11 protein-coding genes are annotated in these 12,639 nt (G+C 61.9%); 9 read left to right on the forward strand and 2 right to left on the reverse strand.

What is annotated here, in order from left to right:
• The first annotated feature begins 328 nt into the window (after positions 1-328).
• Together ACFOFO_RS10270 and ACFOFO_RS10275 are read left to right on the forward strand one after the other, a co-directional pair.
• Positions 329-649, forward strand: coding sequence for a hypothetical protein (locus ACFOFO_RS10270; RefSeq protein WP_390331488.1), 321 nt, complete (start codon positions 329-331; stop codon positions 647-649).
• A gap of 13 nt (positions 650-662) precedes the next feature.
• Complete coding sequence (locus ACFOFO_RS10275) at positions 663-1,337, forward strand: SOS response-associated peptidase (protein ID WP_390331489.1); 675 nt, start codon at positions 663-665, stop codon at positions 1,335-1,337.
• A 509-nt stretch (positions 1,338-1,846) separates the two neighbouring features.
• Here the strand turns inward: ACFOFO_RS10275 and ACFOFO_RS10280 are convergent.
• Positions 1,847-2,098 (reverse strand): hypothetical protein, encoded by a 252-nt coding sequence (locus ACFOFO_RS10280; protein ID WP_390322550.1) that lies wholly within the window; start codon positions 2,096-2,098, stop codon positions 1,847-1,849.
• A gap of 133 nt (positions 2,099-2,231) precedes the next feature.
• Between ACFOFO_RS10280 and ACFOFO_RS10285 the strand changes: the two genes are divergently transcribed.
• The 3 genes from ACFOFO_RS10285 to ACFOFO_RS10295 are packed head-to-tail and all read left to right on the forward strand — an operon-like array spanning position 2,232 to position 7,005.
• On the forward strand, positions 2,232-4,508 hold the full coding sequence (locus tag ACFOFO_RS10285; RefSeq protein ID WP_390322552.1) for a TonB-dependent receptor: 2,277 nt from the start codon (positions 2,232-2,234) through the stop codon (positions 4,506-4,508).
• 8 nt (positions 4,509-4,516) lie between these two features.
• The gene (locus ACFOFO_RS10290; protein ID WP_390322553.1) at positions 4,517-5,977 is read left to right on the forward strand and encodes a M81 family metallopeptidase; all 1,461 of its coding nucleotides are present in this window, start codon (positions 4,517-4,519) and stop codon (positions 5,975-5,977) included.
• 20 nt (positions 5,978-5,997) lie between these two features.
• Positions 5,998-7,005 (forward strand): dipeptide epimerase, encoded by a 1,008-nt coding sequence (locus tag ACFOFO_RS10295; RefSeq protein WP_390322554.1) that lies wholly within the window; start codon positions 5,998-6,000, stop codon positions 7,003-7,005.
• A 6-nt stretch (positions 7,006-7,011) separates the two neighbouring features.
• Here ACFOFO_RS10295 and ACFOFO_RS10300 read toward each other — a convergent pair whose 3' ends face one another.
• Positions 7,012-7,593, reverse strand: a complete 582-nt coding sequence (locus ACFOFO_RS10300; protein WP_390322555.1) for a TetR/AcrR family transcriptional regulator — start codon at positions 7,591-7,593, stop codon at positions 7,012-7,014.
• Between the two features lie 113 nt (positions 7,594-7,706).
• Between ACFOFO_RS10300 and ACFOFO_RS10305 the strand changes: the two genes are divergently transcribed.
• The 4 genes from ACFOFO_RS10305 to ACFOFO_RS10320 form a co-directional block, all read left to right on the forward strand.
• Positions 7,707-9,290 carry a serine hydrolase domain-containing protein gene (locus ACFOFO_RS10305; protein WP_390322556.1) on the forward strand — a complete coding sequence of 528 codons (1,584 nt, stop codon included), beginning with the start codon at positions 7,707-7,709 and terminating at the stop codon, positions 9,288-9,290.
• The gene (locus ACFOFO_RS10310) at positions 9,283-10,665 is read left to right on the forward strand and encodes an MFS transporter (RefSeq protein ID WP_390322557.1); all 1,383 of its coding nucleotides are present in this window, start codon (positions 9,283-9,285) and stop codon (positions 10,663-10,665) included. The genes ACFOFO_RS10305 and ACFOFO_RS10310 overlap by 8 nt, the downstream gene beginning before the upstream one ends.
• Positions 10,658-11,935 carry an alanine racemase gene (locus ACFOFO_RS10315; protein WP_390322558.1) on the forward strand — a complete coding sequence of 426 codons (1,278 nt, stop codon included), beginning with the start codon at positions 10,658-10,660 and terminating at the stop codon, positions 11,933-11,935. The genes ACFOFO_RS10310 and ACFOFO_RS10315 overlap by 8 nt, the downstream gene beginning before the upstream one ends.
• A gap of 207 nt (positions 11,936-12,142) precedes the next feature.
• Positions 12,143-12,639, forward strand: a 497-nt coding sequence (locus ACFOFO_RS10320; RefSeq protein ID WP_390331490.1) for an energy transducer TonB, incomplete at its 3' end; no start/stop codon positions are given.

Here is a 12,639-nt window from a genome sequence, read left to right on the forward strand (position 1 = left end):
CAGGTTGGCGCAGATGCTCAATATACTACCGGTAGTGGGTTTGGGAGACAACCGGATAAGCACGGATCATCGGAACGTGACCCAGCGTTTTCACGGTTTGTTAACCCATGTTTGTTCTGCTAGACCCCGCACTGTTGCTACGTTTTCTTCCTCGTTGAAGGGTCAGCCGGCAATGATATTTTTAGAAATTGGCGCAATTTCAGGCAATCGGCAACATATTATCAAATGTTCTATGTGCCCACGCAGATGTGCATAGATAACCAAGGGATCTGATACGCGTTCAGACTTGATATACTGTGTTTTTATCCAGTATTTGATGAACGCATTAATGAAAATCCGAATGGTCGAAATGCGCAAAGAGGGCGTCGAGATCCCGCGCAGGATGCTGAAGGACCGCTCCACGAAGCAGTGGAAAGGGACGCTGGCGATTCTGGACACGACTGGCCAGGGCTTGCATCGGCAGGTCAAGATCGCACGCCACACGTACGGGGAAGGTCTTGGGCAGATCGTCCATGAAATCCTTGACCCGCATATTGTCTGGGCCAACGATGAAAAATTCGTCTTGACTGGATTTGAGCGGCGACGAAGCGGCGAGAGCCTGGTCGATTACGCTCAGTCCTGGCTGTGTATTGTCGGCTGGGGCGAGTGATAAAATCAGATGCATGTGCGCCGATTACACTCCCATTGGTGAAGAGGACCTAGATGCGTTCCTGAACGCCGGTCTGGACGTTGGCGGCTGTGACTTGTTCCCGGAGGCATTCCCCGGCTTCATGGCGCCGATCATCCGCCAGGCGCATGATGGTCCGCGGCATATTGAATTTGCGCTGGCCTGTTACGGGATGGTGCCGCATTGGGCGGATATTAAGCTCGCGCGGCACACCTACAATGCCCGCACCGAGACGGTGGCCAGCAAGCCTTCCTTCCGCAATGCCTGGAAGCACAAGCACTTCTGTATCGTTCCGGCCGCCAATTTTTTCGAGCCGTGCTACGAGACCGGGAAAGCGGTCCGGTGGCGCATCGAGCAAGCGCAAGGGCGGCCGCTCGGAATCGGTGGCATCTGGGAATGGAAGGCCGACGGTCCCGATGGATTGCCGCTGCTGTCATTCTCGATGTTGACCATCAATGCCGACAAGCATCCCTTGATGAAGCGGTTCCACAAGCCGCGCGAAGAAAAGCGCATGCCGGTGATCCTGGAGCCGCAGCAGTACCATGATTGGCTGGAAGGGGCGCTACAGAACGACGCCGCAGCGTTTGCTCCGTATCCGGCTGACCAATTGGTCGCGGTCGCGGACCCGCTGCCCCCACGCTCCACGAAGAATTTACAATTTGCCGCCTGACGCATGCGGGGCAATTGATAGTCGAAAATCCCTGCCGTGTATGCAGCGCATCGTCCGTATCCTGCGTGGCTCATTGCGGCGGTGACGAACTTCGTCAGTCGTTCGTCACCGTTCGCCACCGCGTTCGTCAGAGTTCGTCACGCGAGGGTGAGAAATCCGCCCGGATCGTCACTGTCATAGCGTGCTGGCGTTGCGCAAGATTCTGCGCAATGCCTGCGCTAATAGTGAGTCACTCGTTATGGCACGGCACCGTTCACGCCCTTTAGTGAAGTGAGATTGAGTCGGGCCATTTCTATTTCGGCCTTTTCTGCGCGATTTTTCCAGTGTGTGACGGCACGCGCCCGCTCGATGTATTCGCCATTCTTCGCCGCCAGGGTACGCTCGGCGTTCTCGGCCAGCGCTCTCTGGCGGGCCGCCTATGCCATCGCAGCCTTGATCTGGTCGTCCGCCTCGAACACACGGCCCATCATTTCATTGTCGACCAGCGTGCTTCTCAGCGCGTCCACGATCTAGTTGTACGCTTCCTCATCGACCAGGATCATACCGTCTGGAAAGGTCTGATCAGATGGCGTTGGCTTCGGCGGCTCTTTTCCTAGGGCGACTTCCGTCACCGCCACGGATGGCGCAAGTGGGGTGAGTTTGTTGGTCGGCTTCTTCGGCTTGGCTTGTGCCAGCACCCCTTTGGCCGACACCGGCTTGCCGGCATCCTTGCTTCCGGCGATGTAGGCTTCGACTGCGGCGTTGGGAATGGCGGCAACCACAACACTTGCCGACCCAGCAAACCGATTCCTGGATTTGCCACAGCGCGCCGAAATTGCTTGCTTCGGGTTTTATTTTGATCAATAATAAAAAAAACGAATATTCGTTTTCTTAAAATATGACAGGAGACAAGCTGTGAAATATTTGACATTCCAAAGAGCGCTCGGGCCGCAATGCAACTTGACGCGGCCGGGCGGTGGTTCGATGCTGGCCGCCTTGCTGGTAGCGTCGCTGGCGCACGGGGGCGTTCGGGCCGAACCAGCGACCGAAACGGAAAGTGCTGCCGCTACGCCTGCCGCTGCCGCGTCCGATGTAACGGTAGTAAGCGTGACTGCGCAGCGCCGCCGCGAACCGGTGCGCGAAGTGCCCTTGTCCGTGACGGTGCTGGGCGGCGAAGCGCTGGAGCAGGGCGGCAACAAGCAGCTGAAGGATTTCGTCACGCTGCTGCCGGGCGTCGATTACAGCCAGGCCGGCGGCGGCGGGGGCGGCAGCCAGATCACCATGCGCGGCGTCAGCACCGGCGCCCAAGTCGGGCCTACAGTCAGCGTGTATGTGGACGACGTGCCCTACGGCTCCAGCACCGCGTTCGCCGGCGGCAGCACGCTGTCGTTGGACCTCGGCCTTTTCGACATCGAGCGAATCGAACTGCTGCGCGGCCCGCAAGGCACGCTGTATGGCGCCGGCGCGATGGGCGGCCTGCTGAAATACGTCACGCTGGACCCTGACACCAAATCGCAGGCGGCGAAGCTAAGCGCCGATGTCGCCACCACCGAAAAAGGCGGCACCAGCACCGGCGTGCAGGCGATGGCCAATCTGCCGATCAAGGAAGGCGTGGCGGCCGTGCGGCTTGGCCTTTACAAGCGCAACGAAGCGGGTTATATCCACGACGCCAACCACGACATGCGCACCATCGACGACTCCACCATGCAAGGCTTGCGTGCCTCCTTGCTGGTAACACCAAGCAAAGACACGACGCTGCGTTTCACCGCGCAGACACAGGAAAGCAAGCGCGATGGCGGCTCCGCCGAAGACGTCGATATCAAGACCGGCCGCCCGCTGTATGGCGACTATGTGCGCCGCCTGTCGGCGGACGAACCGTTCCGCCAGAAATACGATCTGCTGTCGGCTACCATCGAATCGGAACTGGGCTGGGCCCGCTTTCACTCGATTACCAGTTACCAGAAGGTGGACACCAATGGCCAGTACGACGTCTCGAATTTGTACGTGCCCTTGCTGGGCCAGGCCGGCATCAACAACGCCGCCTACAGCCTGCCGTACACTTTCTACACGCGCAAGGCGACCCAGGAATTCCGCCTGGTCTCGCCCTCGTCGAAACGCTTCGAATGGCTGGCCGGCGCTTTCTACACAAGGGAAAACAGCAGCCGCAGCCAGGACCTGCTGGGGCTGGACCAGGCCGGTAAGCCGGATGGCGCGCTGATCATCTCGTCCACCACGCCGTCGACTTACCGCGAGACCGCCTTGTACGGCAATGCCACCGTCTACCTGAGCGATGCAGTCGATGTCACGCTCGGCATGCGCTACGGCCGCAATACGCAGGCTGCATATTCCACCAACATCGGCATCCTCGCGCCGCCGCCAGCGCCGGGCACCAGTTCGAGCGAAAACACCAGCACTTACCTGGCCACCATCCGCTACCGCTTGAGCAAGAGCGACGCGGTCTATCTGCGCGCCGCCAGCGGCTACCGGCCCGGCGGACCGCTGCCCGTATTCCGCAATCCGTTGACAGGTGAAGTGCTGACCGCCAGCACCTTCAAGTCGGATACCCTGTGGAGTTATGAAGCGGGCTGGAAATCGGATTTCCTGCAAAAGCGCCTCTCGCTGGAGGCTGCCGCCTACTATATCGACTGGAAGGACATCCAGATGTTCACTTCGGTGGCAGGATTTTCCGGCATCGGCAATGCCAGCAAGGCCAAGTCCCAGGGCGTGGAACTGACGCTGACGGCGCGGCCGATGGAAGGGCTCAACCTGAGCGCGGCGATCAGCGCGGTCGATGCCAGGCTGAAGACCGACAGTGCCGATCTGGGCGGTCGCGCCGGCGACCGCCTGCCGAACAGCGCACGTTTCTCCGCTGCCTTGCAGGCGGACTACCGCTTCGACTACGCGGGCCACGAATCCTACGTCGGCGCCAGCATGAGCCACGTCGGCGACCGGCTCACCTCCTTCGCGGCCAGCCAGGGCATGCCGCTGTATCGTCTGCCTGCGTTTACCACGCTGGACCTGCGCGCCGGTACGGCACTGGGCCGCTACCGACTCGGCCTGTTCGTCCGCAATCTTGGCAACGTCAAGGGGCAGACTGCTGCGGCCACCACCCTGAGCCCGTTGGGCGGTCCGGCGCAGGTCAGCATCATGGCGCCGCGCACGCTGGGCCTGCAACTGAGTACCGAGTTGTGAGGGCGAAGATGGATATTTTTACATCGAGCATCGCCACCGAAACCAATACGTTTTCGCCGATCCCCACAACTTGGGACAGTTTTGTGGAGGGCGGCATCAGCTACGGCACGGTTGGGGAAGACAACGTGTTCCTCGTGCCAGTAGTAGAGATGTGGCGGCGCCGCGCCGTCGAGGATGGGCACCGCCTGCATGAAGGCTTCTTCGCGTTCGCCCAGCCCGCCGGCCGCACCACTGCCGCCACCTACCTGCGACTCAAGACCGAACTTCTGGAAAGTCTGAAAACGGCCGGTCCGGTCGACATCGTGCTGCTGGTGCTGCACGGCGCGATGGTTGCCGAAGGCTGCGACGACTGCGAGAGCGACATCCTGCGCGCGGTGCGCGAGATCGTCGGACCGACGGCAATCATCGGCGTGGAGCTCGATCCGCACTGCCACCTGAGCAATGCCATGGTGGAGGCGGCCGATGTGCTAATCCTGTTCAAGGAATATCCGCACGTCGATGCGGTGTCGCGTGCCAACGAGCTGTACACCCTGTGCCAGCGCGCCGCGCTGGGCGAGATCAAGCCCGTGTCTGTGTTAGTCGACTGCCGCATGATCGGGTTCTACCCGACCACCGCCGAGCCGATGGCCAATGTGGTGCGCACGGCGCAACAGGCCGAAACCGTGGATGGCGTGCTGTCGGTCAGCATAGCCCACGGCTTCCCTTGGGCGGACGTGGCTGACGTCGGCACGCGGGTGCTCGCCATTGCCGACGGCAGGCGCCACTTGGCCGCCAGCACTGCGGCGCAGATCGCAGGCTGTTTGTACCGCTACCGCGAAGATCTGCTGCCGCGGCCACAGAACATGGACGAAATCCTGCGCCTGCCTGCGAACGGCAAGCATCCGCTGATCATCGCCGACGCGGCCGACAATCCCGGCGGCGGCGCGCCGGGCGACAACACGCATATCTTGCAGCGCCTGCTTGAAGAGGGCGTGCGCGATGCGGCGCTCGGCTGCATCTGGGATCCGATGGCGGTGCAGGTCTGCGCCAGCGCCGGCCTGGGCGCGCGCTTGCAGATCCGCCTGGGCGGCAAGACCGGCAAGGCTTCCGGCGTCCCGCTCGACCTTATGGTCACAGTGCGTGGCATCAACGACGCGCACAGCCAGCCGTTCGGCGGGCACGAAGACACTCTGGGCGCGGCAGTCTGGCTGGAATGTGAAGGCATCGACATCGTCGTCATTTCGCGGCGCACGCAAACGCTGTCGCCGCCGGCGTTCACACGGCTGGGCGTGGAGCTGAAAAACAAATCGCGCATCGTGGTCAAGTCGGCGCATCACTACTACGCTGAATTCTCCAGGCTATCGCGGCGCACTGTGGTGGCCGAGACGGGTGGGGCGCTGTCGATGAACTTCGCGGCGCTGCCCTACACCCAACGCGACGGTAATTTCTTTCCGCGCGTCGCCGATCCGCTAACTGCGCTCGCGTTCTGATTTTCTACTGGAGGCACTCAATGCTGCATATACAAGGATGTATAGAATCGCTACGCTTGAAGCAGCCGTTTTTCATCTCCGGCTACCAGTTCGATGAACAGTCGGTGTTGCGGGTGACGGCCAGCGAAGGCGATTGCCAAGCCATCGGCGAAGCCTCCGGCGTCTACTATCGCGGCGACACGGCACAGTCCATGCACCGCGAGCTGGCAGCGATGGACGGATCTTGCTGGCGCGGGCTTGACCGGTTCACGTTGCAAAAGCTGCTGCCTGCCGGCGGCTTGCGCAATGCACTCGATTGCGCGCTGTGGCAGCTGGAGGCGAATCGCCGCAACCTGCCGCTGCACAATCTTGCCAATCTAGCCCGCCCGCGCGCCTTGCAGACCACCATGACAGTGGGCGTGGACAGCCCGGAAAACATGGCGCTCGCGGCGTCCAGGTATGTGGGCGCGCGCGCCATCAAGCTGAAACTGGACGGCAGCCCTCTCGATGGCGAACGCATACGTACGGTTCGGCGCCGTTGCCCGCAGGTGCGGTTGCTGGTGGACGCGAATCAGGGTTGGACCATGGCGCACCTGGAATCGCTGCTACCGCTGATGCTGGGCTGCCACGTGGAGCTGATCGAACAGCCGCTACCGGTGGACGCGGACCACGATTTGCGCGGCTACCTGTGCCCGATCCCGATCGCGGCGGACGAATCGTTCCAGCAACTGACCGATCTCGAAAAGATGGCGGGCAAGTACCAACTGGTCAATATCAAGCTGGACAAATGCGGCGGCCTGACCGAAGCGCTACAGATCGTGCGGGAAGCACCGCGCCATGGCTTGGGCGTGATGGTCGGTTCCATGGTAGGCACGTCGATCGCGATGGCGCCGGCATTCGTGGTGGGGCAGGGAGCCTGGATCGTCGACCTCGATGCGCCGCTGTTCCTAACGCAGGATGCGGAGCCGGCGGCGCTGTATGACAAAGGGCAGATCGACTTCCCTTCGATGTGGGAGCGCGATCGGCATGACAGCGACGCGCTGGCCTGAGGGCGCTTAATGGATCTGGTCGAGCAGGTATTTGGCAGCGCGCAGCTTGACCTCGGTATCCGGCTTGATGCCGGTGAGCTGCTGGAACTGCGTGGTTAGCATCAGGCCGAGCAGGCAGTCGCCGATGAGGGCCGCCGTAGCGCGGTCGGGCAAGGTTTGCAGGCGCTCGACCTGGAGCAGCACCGCCGTACGCAAATCTCGGTACTGGGTTTCCATCGCGTCATGCACGCGCGGGCTGCGGTGTGCTAGCGCCACCACTTCAATGGCGATGCGGCCATGCAGGGTCGCGTCGCCGGGCTGTTCTACCTGGTGCAGCAGGGCCTTTAAGCGGGCTAGGGTGGCGGCCTTGGTTTTACAGTCGTTGAAGAGGTCCATGCTCTGGACGTCGTTGCCATGGGCGATCAGGGCCGCGAGGATTTCTTCCTTGGATTTGAAGTGGGTGTAGATGGCGCCGACGCTTAGGCCCGCAGCGGCGCTGATGTCGCTGATCGACATGCCCGCGATGCCTTTCTGGTTGATGCTGGCGCTGGCGGCGTCAAGGATTTGCTTGCGCCGCGCTGCCATATGGGATTCGTCGCGTTTCGGCATGAGATCAAAGTTCGCAGAGTGTTGAAACGGTGGCGAGTATAACATAAGAGAATATTCGTTCTCTTAATTGGAGACTGAAAGATGAGGGCAATATGAAACAGATCGCATCCCGGATGGAGGCAATACTATCGCGTTGGAACCGGAACGACGCGCCCGGCTGCGTGGTGAGCGTGATACACAAGGGGCGCACGGTGCTGCGCAAGGGCTATGGCATGGCCAGTCTGGAACAGCAGGTGGCGAACAGCCCATCGACGAAGATGCGCATCGGTTCCACCACTAAGCATTTCGCCGCGATCCTGGCGCTGCAGTTGCGCGACGAAGGGCTGCTGGACATCGACGGCCCTTGTGTGCGCTACCTGCCCGAACTGCGGGAGGCGCAGGGGCGGCGCAGCTTGCGCCAGTTCATGAACCACACCGGCGGTACACGCGACTTCCTGGACCTGTCCATGTTCTCCAACGGCGCAGCCATGCTGCCGGCCGGTGCGGCGCTGGCTTACCAGAGCGCACAGGAAGAGGACAACTTCAGGGCCGGCGACATGTTCTCCTACAATAATGGCGGCTACCGCATGCTGTCCATCGCCATCGAGCGCGTGCTGCACATGCCATTCGCACAAGCGCTGGAAACCCGCCTGTTCGGACCGCTGGGCATGTATGACACCAGCCTCTGGGCCTGCGATCATGACCTGCTACCTGGCGTGGCATGCTCGCATGTGGCACTGCCGGACGGCGGCTTCCGTCGCGGCGTGTTCCCGTCGACTATATTGGGCGAGGGCGGCATCGTCTCCACCGTGGATGACATGCAGCGCTGGCTGGCGCATCTGCGCAAGCCGCATCTGTGGGCGGATGCATTGTCTGCCGAGCTGACGCAGCCGACTACATTGAACAACGGCTTCCTGCATCCTTATGGGCTGGGACTGATACGCGAGAACTACCGCGGTGTCGAGATCATCCAGCATTCCGGCGGCGTGATCGGAGGAAGCTGCCAGATGCTGACCGCCCCCGCGCATGGGCTAAACATCATCGTCATCAGCAACCGCAGCGACGTAGCGGCGCCGTTCGTCGCTGCCGACCTGATGGCGGAAGTGCTGGGCGACGTGCTGCAAGCGCCAGGCGAGCAGGCCGCGACGGCGGCATGGGAGGGGCTCCCAGGCCAATACCTGTGCGCCGAGAGCGACCAGCTGCTGGAGGTGCTGGACGTCGACGGCAAGCTTTTCCTGAATTGCGATGGCATGCGTCTGCCGTTGGAGTTGGAGGGAGATAGCTTGCGGGTGAACCTGTTGAGCGTAGTCAATCTGCTGCTGGCGCCGGAGCGGGACCGGCGGCAGCGGGTGAGTGGCCTGATGGTCGAGGAGCAGGGCTACCGCAGGCGTTGTGCGAGAATTGAAGCGGCGGACGGCGAAGCGTTTGCGGCGCTACGGCAGGTGCAGGGCGAGTATTTCAGCGCCGAATTGAGTGCGGAGGTCAGCATCGGCCAGGCGCAGGACCCCGCCGTGATGACGGTGCGGGGCAGATACGGCCGCAACGTCTTCCGGCTTGAGCCGCTGACCGGCGAGGTGTTCCGCGTGTTGGCGGAGGAGGGCGGATTGCCGGGGAACGGTACCCTGCGGATGCGCGGTAGCGGCGAGCAGCGCGAACTGGTCATCAACACGAGCCGCACGCGTGGCCTGCGTCTCCATGAAAAGGCACATCATGCATAACAAGTCCGCTATTTTTGGCAACAGCGCCGGCAGCCACAGGACTTTGCGGTTTGCCTACGGCGTGGGCGCGTTCGGCGCCTTGCTGTGCTTCGCACCGATTCCGCTGCTGTTCCTGTATTACCTGACAGAGTATGCCGGCATCAGTCCCGCGTTAGCTGGCGTGATCCTGGCCATCCCGAAGATCTTCGACCTGGTGCTGGACCCATGGATAGGCCGCACCGCCGACCGCTTTGCGCAGGGGCGCGGCAGCCGGGTAGTGGTGCTCCGTGTCTGCATCGCTATCCTGCCACTGAGCATGATGCTGCTGTTCATGCCCCTGCCGCAGTGGCCGTCGGCGGCGCTGGTGCTGTTCTATACTGCGCTGCTGGTCGTCCAGTCCTACACCGTGACCGCGTTCTCGGTCGCGCACACCGCGCTGGCCGGTGACCTGACCGAGGAGCCGGTGGTCCAGGCTTCGCTGCTGTCGGCGCGCGCCTTCGGTTCCACGCTCGCGGGCCTGGGCGTGTCAGGCGGGGCGCCTTTGCTGATTGCCGCCAGCGGCGGTGGGCATGGCGGCTATCTCGTTATGGCCATCGTTCTCGGGCTGGCGGCCGCTGTCGGGCTGCTCTGGTGCTGCCATGTCACGCGCGGTACGCCGCTGCGCAGCGCAGCGGTTTCACACCACTCGACGGTTGTTGAAAGCTTGTGGCAGGGTCTGCGCGCTACTTTCGGCAATCGCGCTTTCTATGCGATTGCGCTGATGCTGGTGCTGATCGGGATAGGTTCGACCAGCTTCCTGTCGCTACTGCCCTATGTGAACAAATACCTGCTGCATGCGCCGCCGGAGCGGCTGTCGGCCTTGCTGGTGCCGATTTTCCTGGCACTGCTGGCCGGCGTCGCGGCGGCTCCCGCCGTGTTCCGGCGCCTGGGCACCATGGCGGCGATGCTGCTGGCGCTGACGATCTGCATTGCGGGCGTGCTGCTGGTCGGCGCGGCGGTCTGGCGCGCTGTCGACGCCATGCTAATTGCCGCATGCGCAGTATTCGGCTTCGGCGGCGGCGTGATGACGGTGCTGATTACTACCACCGGCATGCAGCTGGCCTCGGCGGGCAATCCAGGCGAAGGACGACTCGGGCTTTATCTCGGCATCCTGTTTTCGGCGGAGAAGCTGGGTCAGTCTATTGGTGGCATAGCTGCCGGAGGCGGGCTGTCGCTGGTGCAAATTACCCCTGGCGCGGCCAATATCGGTACTGAAGTCGCCGCACGTTTGGGCATGCTGACCGTGGTAGCGCCGCTGGCCAGCATGACGGCTTGCGTCTGCGTGCTACTTGCCAGCGCGCCGGGCCTGAAGCGTCAAGAAATCGTGACGGCGGGGAGGCTCGAAGCGCATGCGTGATCTGCTTGACCCCATACTCGACTTCACCTACAAGGGCTTTCCGCCGGAGGCCGGTACGCTGCGCCGCTCGGACATCGGCGCGCAGGGCTGGAATTTGCTGACGGGCGATCTGCCTCTGCCGATGGCCGTCATCAAGCATGATGCGCTGGAGCGCAACATCGCTTGGATGCAGGCTTACGTCCGCCAGCAGGGTATCGATATCGCCCCACATGGCAAGACCACGATGTCGCCGCAGCTGTTCCATCGGCAGCTCGACGCAGGCGCGTGGGGCATCAGCTTTGCGACTGTCTCGCAATTGCGGGTCGGCGTGGCCGCCGGTGTGCGCCGTTGCATCCTGGCGAACCAGGTGTATATGGCGAGCGACCTGGCGTGCATTGCGGCGCTGTTTGACAGCGAACCGGAACTGAAGATTTACTTCCTGCTCGATTCGGATGCCCAACTACGTCTGATAGAGGAGTGGCATGGCCGGCATCCGGATGCACAGGCCTTCGGCGTGCTGCTGGAAATCGGTATCGCTGGCGGGCGCACCGGTTGCCGCACTCATGCCGATGCCATCACGTTGGCCGGGAAGGCGGCGGCCAGTAATGCGGTGCGGCTGTGCGGTGTGGAGTGCTTCGAAGGCCCGTCGTTCGGCAGCGACGAGCAGGCCGAATCCGACAAAGTGACCGCATTGCTGGGCCGGGTGCAGTATATCGCCAGCGAATGCGTGCGGCAGGGATGGTTCGAGGAGGACGAGGTGATCGTCTCTGCCGGCGGCTCAGCCGTCTTCGACATGGTAGCCGAGAGCCTCAAGCCCAAACTCTCGCGGCCGGTACGCGCGCTACTCCGGTCCGGCTGCTACATTGTGTCAGACCATGCCTTCTACCACGGCATGACGGCATCGATGTGCAAGCGCATCGGCTGCAGCGAAGCATTGTATGCGGCACTGGAAGTGTGGGCTACGGTGCAGTCGCTGCCGGAGCCGGGGTTGGCGATCCTGGCGGTGGGCAAGCGCGATCTGTCGTTCGATCTCCAGATGCCGGTGCCGCTGGCGTATGTGCCCACGCTAGGCGGCAAGCCCCGGCCCTTGTCCAAAGCCTGGACCATCAGCGCGCTCAACGACCAGCATGCTTATCTGCGCTGGGAGGCAGGTGAAGATGCAGGGCTTGCCGTGGGCAGCTTGGTTGCGCTCGGCATATCCCATCCTTGTACCACATTCGACAAATGGCGCTGGATGCCGATTGTGGATGACGACTACAACGTGGTTGACGCGATAACCATCAGCTTCTAGAAAGTCTGCATATGCATAACCGTAATTATTGCATCGCCCGCGATGCACAGGACGCGCTCGCCCCGCTGCGCGCACAATTCGACCTGCCCAAAGGCGCGATCTACCTGGACGGCAATTCCTTGGGCACTCGGTCGACGATTCCTTTGGGTTCATAGGATGTACGTGACTTTGACATCAAAAAAATAGCTGGTATCGGAGGAAAGAGGCATGGATTTCACGCAGGATGAGAGAAACTCTACGAAAAGTTTGACTGGCATCACCGTGGTGGTTCTTCTGCATGTTTTTATTGTTTATGCGCTGGTTACTGGGCTTGCCCGTAAAGTGGTGGAAGTGATCAAACAACCGATCGAAACTAAGATCATTGAAGAGATCAAACCACCGCCACCACCACCGGACAAGCCACTGCCGCCACCACCGCCGAAAGTCTTGGCACCGCCGCCGCCATTTATTCCTCCGCCAGAGGTCCAAGTGCAGCAGCAGCCACAGACGAATACGATTGCAGCGGTCTCAAATGTGCAACCGGAAAATCCGGTAATGCCAACGGCGCGTCCAGCTCCTGCTCCTGTAGCAGCGCCGGCTGCACGTACCAGTGCAGTTTATGATTTCAATTCCTGCGCAAAACCGGTGTATCCGCAATCTTCGGCGCGTAATGAAGAAACCGGTACAGTCGTATTTTCGTTCCTGGTGGGCGTCGATGGTCGTGT

It is taken from the genome of Pseudundibacterium arcticum, from assembly GCF_042646465.1.
Classification (GTDB): domain Bacteria; phylum Pseudomonadota; class Gammaproteobacteria; order Burkholderiales; family Burkholderiaceae_D; genus Undibacterium_A; species Undibacterium_A arcticum.